Source organism: Microcoleus sp. S1D4, assembly GCF_036700765.1.
Classification (GTDB): Bacteria; Cyanobacteriota; Cyanobacteriia; order Cyanobacteriales; family Microcoleaceae; genus Microcoleus.
Genome location: NZ_JAUBPP010000001.1, coordinates 322,406 through 338,323, shown reverse-complemented (window position 1 = coordinate 338,323; position 15,918 = coordinate 322,406). Strand labels below are relative to the sequence as shown.

The following is a 15,918-nucleotide window of genomic DNA, read 5'->3' as shown; positions in this document are numbered from 1 at the left end:
GGGTTCTATATTATTTATAAAGCTATGTGATTTCAATCACAAAATAACTTTACAAAATCTTTAAAAATAAAAGTACAGAGTTATGTTACCTATTTTCAGGGTATGAAGACCATGACAGTAAGTTCTGCTAGCCTCCCCAAAATCTCTGTGGAGGCGATCGCCCAGCGCATCTTTGCCTTCCGCCAAATTACTCCCCTCGACAGACAACTGCTTCACTCAGCAGTCCTCAACGGGCTAGACAAAAAGGATCAATTTTACATTAACCGATTGTGTGAGGGCATCCAAAACGGATTGATTCTGGTTGTGGAATAACTGGGCTGCACTATCTCTGACTAGATTGAGAAGTTATTCTAAAATTTATGTTTGATTTTGTATCTGCTGGAACTCAGTTCGGACAGTATTTTTTATTTTGCGATCGATCCACATCAGAAATAATCATATTTAAATATTATTGATCGAACTTTAACAACCAAAAACCTGTATAAGTCATACCGCTGTCATCAGGCTGCACTAACAAAAAATGCAATCCTTTACTTAATTGCTGGCGCTGTTGGTAAATTTCTGCAGCCGCCTTCACCTCGCTATCTTCAAAAGTAGCCACAACCCACCTCTCTGCCAATCCAGCTTCCAAAATCAATCCATCTGGAGTACCAGCAATATAATTCAAAGCAAAAGGTTTCACATCCTGAAGCCATTTAGCCAACCGCATCGACTGTCGCCCGCCGTCAATCACAACACCGGGCACCGGTACTGTGGAAGCTAAGCCCAAAGTCAGCGGTAGCAGCAATTCAGGCATTTCCAATATTGGTATGGGACGTTCTTGAAAAGCTTCTACAATATCGCCTGCGGCTAGGGAAGCAAAACGCCAGCCATCACCCCAAAGGTTTTGGGGTAAAGGAACCGGCGGCGGAGTCTCAAGGGCGATCGGGCTGTAATTTTCGGCTGTATAATTAGGCCTACTCAAATATTCTTCTGCCCGTTTTTGCAGCAGCAATTTCAAAGCTGCAGTGCGGCGAGTCGCTTCTACTTTGATACCCAAAACCTTGCCCGCAGCTTCGATCAAACTGAGAGATTGAGGCCTAAATACTTGAATCAAATCCGGCAAATTCTGAATTTGAGCTTGCTGGTGCAACTGCGCCGCCAGCCAATTAGAATTAGCTTCCGACTGGCTGCAAAAAGCGCTAACTTGAAAAGTTTGTGCCCCGTCGCAAATTAATAATTCCCACAATGGTTTACCTGTTTCGTCTTGCAGGGGGCGGCGGTAAAAATCGGCTTGCCAAATACGCATGGGAGTTAAAAAATAAAATCTACAACTCAATAATTTTAATATAACCAGGGAACACTGCATTTTTTTTACGAAAATCCTACACGGTAATCCGCAGTAAGGGTAAAAAACTGGCTTCTTTGCCTGGAGTGCATCCGAGACTGTATAAAAAAACCAGTTTCTTCGATGTTGATGCGATCGCGCACTGTATTATTTAAGATGGTTAACCAAATACATATCCATTTCGCCCTTATTTTTAGCAAGGATTTTCCCTCGATATTCACATTCACAAAAATCCTTAACTAATTCAAACGTTGCACTAGAAATATTAATTTTTCCAGGCACACCCGAAGATTCCATCCGAGATGCAGTATTAACTGTATCTCCCCAGACATCATAGGCAAACTTCTTATTCCCAATTACTCCAGCAAGTATTGGGCCTGAATGAATACCAATCCTGATATCCCAATAAGGAATGTTGTGTTGAGCTTTATGCACTTTTCGCAACTCCATAAATTGTTGAATTTCTATAGCTCCGAGTACAGCATTAAAGGCGTGTGTTGCCATTGGGACAGGAATTCCCGCCGCACACATATAGCTGTCGCCAATAGTTTTTAATTTTTCCAAGCAATATTTATCCATCACGCGATCGAAATAAGAAAAACAATAGTCTAGTTCGTCAACTAAATCTCGCGGAGTCATCTTTTCAGATAACTTAGTAAAGTCTTGAAAATCCGTAAATAAAACCGATACGCAATCATAATGAACGGGTTCCACTTTGCCGTTATTTTTGAGTTCCTCGGCAATTTCAACCGGGAGTACGTTCAACAGTAGCTGGTCGGATTTGTGCTTTTCGGCATCGAGTTCCAAATACAGATTATTCATCTCTTTAAAGCGTTCGGCATTGCGGATTGCCGAGGATAGTTGCAAAGCCAAAAGATAGCCAATTCGTAGGTCTTCTTGAGTGTAAGCTCGCGGCTTTGTTGTGGCAAAATTAATTGTTCCTAAAACCTTACCTTCGCTTTCCAAAGGAAGAATAATTTGCGAAGCGTAGGGCGACAAAATAGCAGTAGCACCGGCTTCTTGAATTAATTGAGGTTGACGTGTTTTGAAGGCTTTGTTAATTGGGCTGCTGTCTGGTAGGGCAGCAATCTCTATAGGGATATGCTTGCCAAATAAAGTCGTGCAAGTGCTAGAGCTGTGCAGGCAAACGCTACAGTGTTCAAAGTCTAGCAGCCATTTGGCTTGCTTGCCTACTACCCGCAAAATCTGATTGAGATCGAGGGTGCGATTAATGGCAGTGGCAATTTCGTTGACGGCTGCAATGCGGATAGAAAGCGCCTGAGTTTCTGCTAACAAACGGCGGGCAGTTAACAAAAGTTCTTCTCGGTCTTGCTCTTCTAGCCGTTCGCCCATAATAGGGGTATGAGATGATAGATCAATACGGTTTACTTAAGACGATCCAGGCGGTAAAAGATTATGAAAAATTAATCAATACTGCGATTGCTTCGTTCTTCGTTCCGGGAGCATCTGAAGTTTTGCAAAAAGCATTTTTTTATTGAGCGTGCGAGCACCTCAAGAACTCGCGAGTTGTACAATACGCAAGTTCTTGAGATGCTCGCACTATAAATGCAAAACACCAGATGCTCCCCCTTCGTTCCTCTCTTGGAAAAATCTTAAGTAAACCGTAGTGGATTATAGATTACAAAGCATCAATTTCTAGGGCAATTGCATCGGTATATCGATTGACAAAGCTAAACAAATCTGCTGTGGCAATAATCTCAAAGATTTCCGCATCATCTAGCCCTAAATCCCGCAGATTTTGGTAATGAACTTCTGTCATTTCCAGGGGTTTTATAGCCGCCAGCAAGCCAAAGCTAATGACAGCTTTATCGCGTTTTGGCAGAGGACAGTTGGCAAAGTCAGAAACTAGGGTTCGCAGGACTTCTTCGCTCATCCCCAAGGCAGACAATCCGTGCAGGTGAACTTGGAGAGCGTACTGGCTGTTATTGAATTGGGAAATAGCGACACCGACCATTTCTTTTAGAGTTCTGGGTAAGTCTCCTTGCAGGATTGTTCCCCGAAATTTTTTCCAATTTGCTTCTAATAAGTCTGGGTTGATTGCCATTGACTTGAACAGGTTGGGGACGATACCAAACCCCAATTCTGTCAAGATTTCTTCGTAGACTTCCTTGGCTTTAGGATCTGTAATTTCCTCGTATTCGATAAGTGGAAAGCGTGTCATGGTTTTATTGAAGTTTACGACTGTTAGATGTGGTTGGGATTGTCGCAGTTGTTATGTAACGCCACCGCAAGGGTTACGTTACCAAATCTTTTGGCTTTAGTAGGATTGATGATAAAATGCACCGCTGTCAACAAACCGCGAATTTTGAAAATGAGCTAGCAACAAATCTAACTTTTGAGGATCAATTAAACTTACTATTATAGCAATGCTTGGAGCAAATAAAACTCTGTTACGATCGCGTCTGATACTAATATTAAACTGTCTCAAGAGCTAGCGTCAAGCACCGGCAGTCGATCGCGCGCGTGGGGCGAAATTTGGTAGCGCCCTGAAGGAAAGGATCGGAGAACAAAACCGCATTCAAATTTAAACAGGCATCTAAAGTTGTAAATTAGCATTATAATCATGCACAAAGCGCCAAATAGCAGCTATAGGATTTTCTAATTTTTTAGAGAAAGCTAAGCTCTTTCTTACTAACCGAGATACTCGTTGTCGAATAGTGCAGTTAAAGCGCTCAATATAGCTAGTAAAACCACTATCTTTATCTACACTACGATGACGTTTGCCAGGAATACAGAATCGTAGGCACTCCAATGGTCAGTATAAATTACTGCCGATTGACGGTAAACTGGTGGCATTGAATTCCATAAGGCCTGAGCTGATACCGCGCTACGATCCCCAATATGTACACCAACAATTTCCCTAGTCTCGGCATCCAATGCAAGCCATACTCACTGCTGATTTCCTTTGTTATCGACAAACGACCATAACTCATCCATCTGAACATTCAGGCGCTTTTTTGGCTTGGCACTTACCTCCACTTGCTTCTTTTCAACGACAGAAGCGGCATTTACGTAGCGCTGTACTGTATCTTCAGATACTTGCAATACCCGAGCAATCCCAGCCTGAGAAATACGTTCAAGTAGCATCCGTGACATTAACTCCTGTTGTTCCTTGGTAATTGCTTTCCATGCCGGATTCAAAACAAATTGACGGCCACATTCTCGACATTTGTAGTTTTGTTTATGATGCCGAGTCTGACCGTTACGACTAACTTCTTTTGAGCCACAATTGGGGCAAGAATTAATTTCTACTGTCATATCACTAATGGCAAACACTTCTCTCTAATCATAGCTTACTCCGATCCTTTCCTTCAGGGCACTACCCGAAATTTCAGCAAAACTCTTGAATTGGATACTACGGCCAGTTTCGCGAATTTTCCGGCAAAAAACACTACGTTCGATCGCCAGATCAAACTCTACAAATTCGAGCTCATCTGATGCAGCAGGGCGCAGAAGGGAAAAAACAAAATGCTGTGCGATCTAGTTTATTTAATTGGCAGTTTGGGCGATCGACAACCCATCGCCCAGACAAGCTACGCTAATGCCTGCAACAAGAGTTATTATAATAAGCTGTAAACTTTTATCTTTGTCGCTGCATTTATGAACCCTGCCCTTACTCAGTTTGGCGCTCAGATGTCCCACCTCACCGGCGTGCGGGCGATCATGAAAGATATTATTGAAACTCTCAGAGCCGGCAGCGGGCAGGAGTTTATCAATTTGAGCGCGGGAAATCCGGTGATTTTGCCCGAAGTCGAGAAATTGTGGCGCGATTGCACGGCCGAACTTCTGGCGAGCCCGGAATACGGCGAAGTGGTTTGCCGCTACGGTTCCAGTCAAGGCTATCAGCCGTTAATCGATGCTGTAGTGACGGATTTTAACCAGCGTTACGGACTGAATTTGACGGATCGCAATGTCCTAATTACTCCCGGAAGTCAATCAATTTACTTTTACGCAGCCAACGCTTTCGGCGGCTACACTGCACCGCGAACACAGATTGCCGATCCTAATTCGGAAATCCCAAATTTCAAATCGATCGTCCTACCGCTGAGCCCAGACTACACCGGTTACGGCGGCGTGAGCTTAATTCCCGAAGCGGTAATCGCTTGCAAACCCACCCTCGATATTGATGCAGCGGCGCACCGATTCAAATACCGGCCGGATTTCAGCCAACTGTCGATCGACCAAACCACCGGTTGCGTCATCTTTTCCCGTCCCTGCAACCCCACCGGCAACGTTCTCACCAACGACGAAGTTCAAAAAATAGCAGATTTAGCCGCTGTTTTCGACGTGCCGGTGTTCGTCGATTCCGCCTACGCCCCTCCTTTCCCCTCCTTGAATTTTACGGAAATGACACCGATTTTCGGCGGCAACATCGTGCATTGCATGAGTTTGTCAAAAGCGGGATTGCCGGGAGAAAGAATCGGAATTGCGATCGGCGATCGAAACATTATTCAAATATTAGAATCTTTTCAGACCAATATGTGCATTCATTCGCCGAGATACGGACAGGCGATCGCCACACGCGCCATTAATTCCGGCGCTCTTGCCGACATTTCCTTCAACGTAATTCGCCCGTACTATCAAAGCAAATTTGCGATCGTAGAAACCACCTTAGAACAATCGATGCCGAAGGATTTGCCGTGGTTCTTGCACCGAGGCGAAGGAGCAATTTTTGCGTGGTTGTGGCTGAAAGATTTGCCAATGACGGATTGGGAACTATACCAAAAATTGAAAGAAGTCGGCGTAATAGTCGTGCCGGGAAGTTCTTTCTTCCCCGGTTTGCGGGAAGATTGGCAGCACAAGCACGAATGTTTGCGAATTAGTTTGACTGCGACAAATGATGAAATTGAGACTGCGATGAAACGCTTGGCTCAACTCGTGGAAAAAGTTTATCGCGGCTAATAGGAATACGCTCGAACATATAGTTTCCCAGTTAGCGGAAACAAGCATATGAATATCGATGTTTTACTCCGGTAGATTTCGATTATAGGTTATATCGTGTCCGGTCGATCGACCGCACAGATCCGTTTTGCATTATAGTAATCGACCCGACATGATATTAGACTTCTGGCACTAAATCGCCTTCAATTCCTTCAATTGTCTGCGTTATATCGTTTCCGGTAGCATCGTCAGGTGATTTAACCGGCGCTAGGGCGCAGAGAACACAGAGGAAGACAAGAGAGAGATGAATACAGAACTATGAAACGCGGATTTGATCTGACTCGATTTTATAATTCCGATGCTACCGGATTTGATATTAATCGGCGTCGATCTGCCTGATATCTGCGGTTTCTGTATCGATCTGTGATATCAAATCCGGTAGCACTCCTCATGATGTTAACAGTCAACAGTCAACAGTCAACAGTGAATTTATTCTGATGCTACCGGATTGGATATGATTTAGGAAGCTAATCTGTTGTAGAAAACGGGTGCATCTCCGGCATTTTAAAAAGCCCTATTATAAAGCTCATGCACAGATGTTCCCATAAAAAACCTTCGCAATTTTACAATTAAATTACCCGATAAACAAAACTCAAACTTGCCCAAATATTCACATCCAAAGCCAAATCATCAGTGGAAATCCCCAACTTCTCCACACCCGGAATACTAGCATTGTGCAAATCTTCCAAGACGGCCTGCGCGACAATTAAAGGATTCAACAATTCTCGGATTGGTGAAGCATTCCTCACTTGCTGCATTCCTTCCTCGATCGCCGTCTGAGTTCGAGTGAAGGGTTTTTCACTAAATATAATTAGAGTTTCCCCCAGTCCGCTCGGGCCCGATACCGCCCAGCCGAAAGTCCCAGCGCCCGGTACAGTCAAATTCTCTCCGGGGGCGATCGCCACCGACATCGCTCCGGGATAATTTTCGATCTGAGAATTCATTACCAACAGGTGTCCGGCATTATCCGACGAAAACACCGCAGCATACACTGGGCGATCGCTTTCGTTAAACAGTCTGTGCTGAATTCGATCGCCCTTGTTGACGCTGAGCATATCGATATTTGCCGATTTCTCGCTGTCTGCGCTCATGGGCTCCAAGCGATAAGTGCGATCGGCTCGCACCGGCTCCCGCTCCACCATCACCTTGGCTTGCGGGGCCATAGTTGACAGCACCGCCCGCACCTTCAGTCGCGAAGACCCCTCATTGACAGTCAGCCGCAGCAACTTCGTCGCCAGCAACGCTTTCAACTGCGGAGCCAACCGCTGCACGGCCACCTTCACCGCTTCTCCCCCGTCGCCCTCGGTGTCGGGAACCGGCCTTTGGGCCAGAGAAAACAAGCCGTAGCGCCGTTGATACAAAACAGGCCGATCCGACGAAGTTTCAGCTAAAATCGTTTCCGGGACTGTGCCAAACCGATAGTCAGCGGGTTGATCGCTCCCTACCACCGAAACTTGCGGCACAGTCGCAAAGCCACTCGTGGCGTCTACCCGCTCGATGCGTTCCAAACCAGAGTCCAAAGCTACTGTCAAACCGATTTTTCGCGGAAATACCCGAATTTCTTCCCTCACGAGTTCGCCGGCGGTTAATTGTCTGTTTGGGCGATCGCCCCCGTCTAAAATTTGAGCCTTAGCAGTCAAGCCCGTGCGAGCCTGCACCAAAAGTAGTGAAGTGTACCCATCGCCTAGGGAATCGCCCTCGATCGATGCAGCAGGCGAACCCACAGCAAATACCGAGTTCCCCGCCCATTCCAAAACCCCCGCCGACAAACCGCCGAGCCACAACTGCACAGTTTTGCCGCCATCTTCCACCGCCGTTACAGCGCCATCAGCCGCCACAGAATTCAACATTAAATTTGAAAAATTAACTGCAGGCGGTGCCGTTAAATTGTCATGGCGAATTTGCGGTTGTTGCAATAACCCCGCCATTTCCTCGACAGTACCTGCGGCGCGACTGAAACTGACGCTGAAACTACTAGCGGGAGTTGCTAACCACAGAGTTTGGGTGAGGGCGTAGGTAAACAAACCAGCGGTAAATCCGTTCCACTGTTGTTCGGCGGCGAGTTGGGAATTCGCAGCAGCAGCAAGTACCGCGGCCGCCGGACGGAGATTTGATCTCGATCTGAGGCCTTGGGCAAACGTTAATTCTCCGATGCTTTGCTGGCCGATGGTGGAGCGCGGACGGGAGCGAATGCGAAAGTTGCCGTTTTTGGGCAATTTTTGATAGGTGTAGCTGGTGTCGAGGATGGCGATCGCCTTTTCTGTCGGGAGCGATCGCATCAACAGCAGCAGCGTTTCCTCTGAAATATCATTCACCGCTCGGTTTGCTAACAGCGGTACAACGTCATCCGCCGGCACCAAACTATTGTGCAATTTGCCTGGAGTGTCGATCGAACCGACTCGACTACCGCAGCCGCTAAAGTGAAAAATCACCGCATCGCCTGGTTTTGCTTGTTCGGTTAAATGAGTGACAAAAGCCGTCTCGATATTTTCCCTCGTAGCTCGATCGTCAGTCAAAGTCAGAATGTCCGACGGCGCAAATCCAAACCGCTCGATCAATAATTCCCGCTGTAATTCCACATCCGTCACGCAGCCATACAGAGGCGAGTCTGGATATTTATTGATCCCCACCAACAAAGCCAATTTACGCGCAGTCGGCTGGGCTAAGGCTTGGAGGTAGCGATCGCCCAACCGCAACCACAAAGTTTCGCTGATGCCGATCGCTGCCAGCATCCGGCCAGCTTGCTGTAAAAATTCCCGCCGCTTCAGTCCCATTTTTAAATAGCTGTTTTTTAAATAGCTGTGAATTTTCTGTTGTCAACTACCCGACACTAAGCGGAGTACCGCCGAGCGTGCAGGCTTGCATCTGAAGTCCACCGCAATTCCGAAAACCTTTGCAGGATTTGGGCTTTGGTTTCATCCTTCGATACATCAGGGGATGCTGACAAGCTCCCCGTGCTCATCCAGTCTTGCCGGACAAGCAACGCTCTCATTGCAATATTTCGTGCACCAATCAAATCGGCATGAAGCTCATGACTACAACATTCGCATCGAAACAATAGTCCTTTGTTTGGTCTATTAGCATCCGAAGTATGTCCACATTTAGGACAACTTTTCGACGTGTAATGAGCCGGAACTTTAGTCGCTAACGAACCATTTCGATGGGCTTTATAGTCAATATACCCGTGCAATTCGGCATAAGACCATTTAGCTTTGTTTCGATTAGCTACTCGTCTCTTCTTGCTTGCCTTGTTGCCCGATTTCGTCCTAGTCCTGTCCCGGATTCCGGTGAGGTCTTCTAGTCCAATTAGGGTGTTAGGTTTGGCAATATCCTTACTGATTTGGTGGTTCACATCAGCGATAAACCGTCTCTCTCTCCCAGACAGAGCGATTAATCTTCGCTTCGCTGAACGAGTGTCTTTACGCTGAAGAGTCATCCGTGCTTTATGATAGCGATTAGCTTGATGTCTAGCATTCTTCCCTGAGTAGAATTTAGACTTATTTTGTAAGTCTGTTTCTACCGCTAAGTAGCGCATACCCACGTCAACACCAGAAATTCTAGTTATTTTTAGTGGGTCAATTTCAAGCGTTTCTACTTCAAGGCTTACCATCAGATAGTAGATCTTGGAGGAACGCTGATAGACAATTTTAGCTGTTCCAATCCTTGCACCATTGGCAATTAAATCTAAATGCTTATTGTAGCCCTCATAGGTCACTACTATTCGACCTTGGAGAGTGATGATACTCACTTGCCTCCCGGCTTTAAAAGAGTAGTCACGTTGATAATTTAAGGTACAAGTTCGAGAGATATATTTGGGGGCTTTGTCTAACGCTTTATATCGTCTCGTGGTGTAGCATGAAGCAATAGCATCGTTAGATTGTTTGGCCTTAGTCCACAACGTTTTGTAAGTCCCAGAAACTTGTCTGGGTACATTGCAAGCCATTTGCGCTCCCAGCCCAAATTTCACCCGCAATTCGTTGTAGACCGCTTTTTGTAGCTTAGCACCATTGCTGGTTTTGCCTGCATCAAAAGCAACTTGTGAAGTATAATTCAAAGCATCTCGGTAGGCTAAAGCAGTCTGAGATACCAAAGCTTTTTGCTCGGTAGTCAGTTTGAGTTTTAGCTTGGCGGTGATTACTTGGGACATTACATTCACAAACTCTGGTTTTATTGTATCTCGTGAAAACTAATACTGCAATAGCGGGAATCAAAGATTTGTTCGGTGGGTACGCCTCACGCGCATTCCTCGCGTCACTCAACGGAGTACCGTGTTTGGTGCGGGACTCCTGCTGATGCGGTTAATTTTAACTTAAATGCCCCTCAATATTTTTTGGGAATTTAATTATATCCGGGCTGATGCAGAACCTTTATATTGCAGGTTTGCACCGCACGCCGAGAACCCTATAATTAGCAGGTACAACCACCGTTTGGCTAATGAGTTCCGGTGCGGCACGCCTCGCCGGCGATGCACACCACACCTTACTATTATAACTAGCCTATCAAACCACTTTTCGCCTAATTTTTGTAGATGGTGACTGTTAATTATTCAGATATTTTTTAAGTTTTAAGTTAAAATTTTTGAGTTTCAAGGTGAAATTTTTAAATTTCACCTTGAAACTCAAAAGTTAAAACTTTTCAGAATGCCACCAATACCAAAGTTCAAGACTTAAATCTCGTAACTAAAAATATTCATAGCCTTAGCTAATTCGGCTGCAACTTCCGGTCGAGAAAACTGTGGCGGTGGCAATTTTCCAGCCCGCAGCATTTCCCGCACCTTGGTTCCAGACAAATGCACCCGTTGTTCGGGACTGCTGGGACTTGTTTTAGTTGTAGCCATTTGTTCCGTCAGCTTGCAATAGAAAGCGTGCTCGAATTTCATCGGCACAATTCCCAATTCTCCCGGCTCAAATTCGTCAAAAATGTGTTGGGCATCGTAAGTGCCGTAATAATCGCCAACTCCAGCGTGATCGCGCCCTACAATAAAGTGAGTGCACCCGTAGTTTTTGCGGATTAAAGCATGAAAAATGGCTTCTCTGGGCCCAGCGTAGCGCATCGCCGCCGGATTAATTGCCAAAATTACGCGGTCTTTTGGATAGTATTTTTCTAGCAAAATTTCGTAACAACGCATCCGCACGTCAGCCGGGATGTCGTCATCTTTAGTCGTCCCTACTAGCGGGTGCAGAAACAAGCCATCTACTGTTTCTAAGGCGCATTTTTGGATATATTCGTGGGCCCGGTGGATGGGATTTCGGGTTTGGAAACCGACTATAGTTTTCCATCCTTTTTCTTTGAACATCTGTCTCGATTTCGCCGGGTCAATCTGATATTGAGGAAACCGGGCGTCTAGTTCGCGTTCCAATAGCCAAACGTCGCCTGCGAGGTTAACCGGCCCGGCTTGGTCTACTACTTGCACGCCCGGGTGTTTGAGGTCGTCGGTACGGTAGACGTTGACGGCTTCTTCTTCTTTGCTGTAGCGGTATTTTTCTGCGAGTTCCAAGATGCCGACAAATTCGCCAGCCGGGGAGTCGAGGCGCACTAACGCGCCTTCTTTGAGGTTGTCGGCGACTGCTTCGCTGACTGAGAGGGTGATGGGAACCGACCAAGGGATGCCGTTGGACAGGCGCATTTCTTTGACGACCGATCGATAATCAGCTTCGTTCATGAACCCTTTGAGGGGGCTCAGGGCTCCGATGGCGATCATTTGCAGGTCAGAGATCGATCGATCCGAAAGCTGAACTCGCGGCAATACTTCTGCTTTGTCAAAAAATTCTTGTCTTTGGTCTAGTGTGGCAATGCGGTTGACCAGGATGCCGCCGTGAGGGGCAATGCGGTCTAAATTCTGGCTCATGTCGATTTGAGGTTTTAGATTTAAGATGTTGGACTTTAGCTACCTATATCCTACCAAGGTGTTGTTACACTTAATCAGTTTTTCTAGTAAACTCCAGCACAGAATATACATTATATTTACAAAATATAATTTATTAGCTAGGTTATAATATTTTATAATTTTCTAACAAAATTTATCGACTTCTGACAAAAACATTCAGGATTGACAAATCTTAAAGCTCATATTATTCCTGCCAAATTAATAAACTTTTAGTCTTTAATTATCACTTCATGGGCGAACTTCTATCGATTCAGCGAATAGATAAATCGTGAATTTAATTGTCATATTTACTCATAAAAGCCTTTCCTGCTGTACATTTTTAAATCATACAAACAACTAATTCTTAAAAGTTAACTGTGTTTTTTCAGATCAAAATTAGCCTCTAAATTTATATTTCTCACAATATTAGAAATGCCCTATTGTTAGCGACTAAGCAGTTAGCGGTCTTCATCAAATTATATCATGTCCGGTTGATTTCGACAACAAAAACCAAATATTACGATTATAATTTACTAGACTAGACATGACATTATATCAGTCGAGGGAATCACACTCGACACTTTTTTAAATAACCATAAAGTTGAGTTAATTGATGTCTTGAAAGTAGATTTTAAGGTACCAAACAAGCCCTTTTTAACTCGATCAGCGATGCCACGCTCCGCAATATTAAGCAAATAACTATCGAGTTTCACAATTTTATGCCAGGTTCTATGAACGCTGAGAAAGTTCACACAATTGTAAACACATTAAAAAGATTGGGTTTTGTCTGCCTCCCATTTTCATATTTGTTCCCTGACATGGATATCTGTAATTTTTTGTTTATTAATACGAATCTGTGTAAAGACCCGTATAAACACTGGCTTAGTTTTCAAATTATCCACTTATTTCTCATTATATAAAAAAATAAATCATCTCTACTCCGTTAGGGAATTCATCGCTAATAAACTATTACTAAATATCGGCGATAAATTCACCGTAAAGTTAAGCGTCATCCTGTTAAAATTCAATACTATTCAAATCTATAGCTTTTATTTTTTGACAACTAGCTAGTTTGCGACCAACTTGTTATGAAGCATTTTCAGTTGCAATAATTCTTCACCCAGCAGATGAGGTAAGGGAATTTGAACTTTCTCCAGCATACTCTGAATCCGATATCTCCAATCGTGACGAGCTAAACTCTCAACATAGTTGCGTTTGTATATCGACTGAAGGCGCTGCGTGTCTTGTAAAAGTTCTTCAACTAACTCCACACTTTTTTGTGGATTGTCTGGTAACTCAATAGTTGCATCTTCCCAGTTCAGCAACTCATCATACAGAGGTGTAGTTGGACGTTTCCCAACAATCGCGCCACCAGTCGCAGCACCGTAAAACCACCGCAGCGTAATAAATGAGTAAGGAAACTTACGCATACCAGGATATATCGTGTCAAATGCTAAGGTAATTTTACTATTTCTCAAAATATGAAATAGTAGGAGAGTATCTTCTTCATCTTGACGTTTTTCGTAAGGCAATTTCGGAAATTTTACTTGGTTCCGGGGTGTCGATCTATAGTAGATTTTTTCGGAACCAGGTTGATTGAATTTATTAAAAAAAGCCTTGTGATACTGTTCGGGTATCCGCCCAAAGCTAGTTAAATCAATGGAACGTTTGACTTGACACGAACCTTGACCAAGAACATCAGCGCCAAAAGGCAGCAGCGATACTGGGATGTTAAAATATTGCTGGAGTTCATCTATAACTTCGGGTAGCGCAACGAATAAATGATCTAAATGATAGACATTTTTCGAGTAAATGTTAGGATTCCAGGCGTCGAACACATAACCGATAACAAGATCAAAACGTTGCCGCCACTTAGGTATGCTTGATAGTAGTTCTAAATCTGAGCCTGAGATGCCAATAGTCAGTAAAACATTGGATTTGTTCGACAATTCAGGAAAAGAGGCTAACTTATAGAAACCTGTAGTAGACTTGATAGCTTTACGGACAATTCGATTAGCTAGTGGAGGCAGTTCCGATGACCACTTTAGTAAGTCCCGACCCGATGGTATCAAAAGTTTTGCGTTGCAGGTTCGTACCAGAATATTTTCTAATTCAAAAACTGTGTCCCAGAAAACGCTAGATGATAAACCCCGTGAAGAGAGTATAAAAATATTCATAGCTAGTTGCTTACCTTAGAGTAGTATCCAAAGTATTATAGAATCCATTTGATATCTTTTGTAAAATCCTTCCTTACAGGGCAACTATTCTAGCCTAAATCTAGGATTCTACTGATTCGCCCAAACCTAGTTGTGGTAATAAGTCGGGAATAGATGTCAAATGCGTTCTATAGTGTGTGTCTGGTGACTATTGTGATGAAATGTTTAAGAATATTTACCGAAAAATTGGGGTAAGAGCCCCGTCATAAGCTCGACGGCTTTTCTATCTCTAAGGAAATTAAGCAATATTGAACTACGTAATATCCCTGAAATTTTGTAGTAAGATTCAATACAAGTTTTTCAACAGACTTGAGGTAAGAGGTTCTGCCCAGAAGTAGGGTAGGTAAAATTTCAAACGCACCGCGAGAATGTAGTCGAAGCAGTTCAACTGGTATAAAAAGAATCGCCCGGGGTAAAAGCCGGGGTTCAAAATGTCTGTCAGACCTAAAGAAAGAAAACCAGTTCTGGTTGTTTGGAGAAATCCAACTAGGCAGGGGATTGTCTAGTAGGAGAGAAGGTGTCAGACGGGGCTTGCTCCGCATCCTTTGCCAGTATCCTAGAATTCCCACGCCTTCAGGCCCGGGACTGTGTCAAGCTAATTTAACGGTGGCCCGATATAATCACTGTTGTGAAACTCAGGCAGAAGGTAAAAAATGGCACAAGCAAAAATTGGAATTATCGGTGGCAGCGGTTTGTATAAAATGGCAGCCCTCAAAGATGTTGAAGAGGTAAAAATTGATACACCTTTTGGATCGCCGTCGGATGCCGCAATTGTGGGAACCTTGGACGGTACGCCCGTGGCATTTCTGGCAAGACACGGCCGCAACCACACTTTTTTGCCTTCAGAAGTGCCGTATCGGGCAAATATTTATGCAATGAAGAGTTTGGGAGTTGAGTATTTAATCTCAGCGTCGGCGGTTGGTTCTCTGAAAGCAGAGGCAAAACCTTTAGATATGGTAGTGCCGGATCAGTTTATCGATCGCACAAAAAATCGAGATTCTACTTTTTTTGGAGAAGGAATTGTTGCTCACATTACATTTGGCGACCCGATTTGCGGCGAATTGGCTAAAGTGTTGGCAAGTGCGATCGAATCCTTAAACATCCCCGATGTTACCCTGCACCGGGGCGGCACTTACGTCTGCATGGAAGGCCCCGCATTTTCCACAAAAGCAGAATCCCACCTTTACCGCAGTTGGGGGGCGACAGTCATCGGGATGACAAATTTGCCCGAAGCAAAATTAGCCAGAGAAGCAGAAATTGCCTACGCAACTTTAGCATTAGTGACCGATTACGACTGCTGGCACGAAGATCACGACAGCGTAACAGTAGAAATGGTAATAGCAAATTTGCACCGCAATGCAGAGAATGCTCAAAAAGTCATTCAAGAAACAGTCCGTAGACTAACAGAAAATCCCCCAGTATCTGATGCACATTCAGCTTTGAAATATGCAATTCTGACTCGGCTGGATCGAGTGCCTGCCAGAACCAAGGATAAAATGGGTTTGTTGTTGAAGAAGTATTTATAGAGCAGACGCTAGAACCAGAAA

At 44.4% G+C, this 15,918-nt stretch carries 10 protein-coding genes and 1 pseudogene; 3 read left to right on the top strand and 8 right to left on the bottom strand.

The window, feature by feature from the left end:
• Positions 1-111 precede the first annotated feature (111 nt).
• A complete protein-coding gene (locus QT998_RS01375; RefSeq protein WP_333087601.1) occupies positions 112-312 on the top strand; it encodes a hypothetical protein in 201 nt (66 codons plus the stop codon).
• 136 nt (positions 313-448) lie between these two features.
• Here the strand turns inward: QT998_RS01375 and QT998_RS01370 are convergent, their stop codons facing one another.
• The 4 genes and pseudogenes from QT998_RS01370 to QT998_RS01355 form a co-directional block, all read right to left on the bottom strand.
• Positions 449-1,288, bottom strand: a complete 840-nt coding sequence (locus QT998_RS01370) for a Tab2/Atab2 family RNA-binding protein (protein WP_333113425.1) — start codon at positions 1,286-1,288, stop codon at positions 449-451.
• 186 nt (positions 1,289-1,474) lie between these two features.
• The gene (locus QT998_RS01365) at positions 1,475-2,680 is read right to left on the bottom strand and encodes an adenylate/guanylate cyclase domain-containing protein (protein ID WP_333087598.1); all 1,206 of its coding nucleotides are present in this window, start codon (positions 2,678-2,680) and stop codon (positions 1,475-1,477) included.
• 286 nt (positions 2,681-2,966) lie between these two features.
• Complete coding sequence (locus QT998_RS01360; protein WP_333087596.1) at positions 2,967-3,509, bottom strand: carboxymuconolactone decarboxylase family protein; 543 nt, start codon at positions 3,507-3,509, stop codon at positions 2,967-2,969.
• 375 nt (positions 3,510-3,884) lie between these two features.
• Positions 3,885-4,606: pseudogene (locus QT998_RS01355) on the bottom strand (IS1 family transposase).
• A 342-nt stretch (positions 4,607-4,948) separates the two neighbouring features.
• Here QT998_RS01355 and QT998_RS01350 point away from each other — a divergent pair.
• Positions 4,949-6,250: a valine--pyruvate transaminase gene (locus QT998_RS01350; RefSeq protein ID WP_333087594.1), complete on the top strand. Its 1,302-nt coding sequence runs from the start codon at positions 4,949-4,951 to the stop codon at positions 6,248-6,250.
• Positions 6,251-6,858: 608 nt separating this feature from the next.
• Here the strand turns inward: QT998_RS01350 and QT998_RS01345 are convergent.
• The 4 genes from QT998_RS01345 to QT998_RS01330 form a co-directional block, all read right to left on the bottom strand.
• Entirely contained in the window at positions 6,859-9,063 is a 2,205-nt protein-coding gene (locus QT998_RS01345) for a caspase family protein (protein WP_333087593.1), read from the bottom strand.
• A gap of 56 nt (positions 9,064-9,119) precedes the next feature.
• Positions 9,120-10,436, bottom strand: coding sequence for an RNA-guided endonuclease InsQ/TnpB family protein (locus tag QT998_RS01340; protein ID WP_333087591.1), 1,317 nt, complete (start codon positions 10,434-10,436; stop codon positions 9,120-9,122).
• A gap of 519 nt (positions 10,437-10,955) precedes the next feature.
• Entirely contained in the window at positions 10,956-12,137 is a 1,182-nt protein-coding gene (gene sat, locus QT998_RS01335; RefSeq protein WP_333113428.1) for a sulfate adenylyltransferase, read from the bottom strand.
• A gap of 1,085 nt (positions 12,138-13,222) precedes the next feature.
• Positions 13,223-14,332, bottom strand: a complete 1,110-nt coding sequence (locus QT998_RS01330) for a glycosyltransferase (protein ID WP_333113430.1) — start codon at positions 14,330-14,332, stop codon at positions 13,223-13,225.
• A 692-nt stretch (positions 14,333-15,024) separates the two neighbouring features.
• Here QT998_RS01330 and QT998_RS01325 point away from each other — a divergent pair.
• On the top strand, positions 15,025-15,897 hold the full coding sequence (locus QT998_RS01325; RefSeq protein ID WP_333113432.1) for an S-methyl-5'-thioadenosine phosphorylase: 873 nt from the start codon (positions 15,025-15,027) through the stop codon (positions 15,895-15,897).
• The last annotated feature ends 21 nt before the right edge of the window (positions 15,898-15,918 follow it).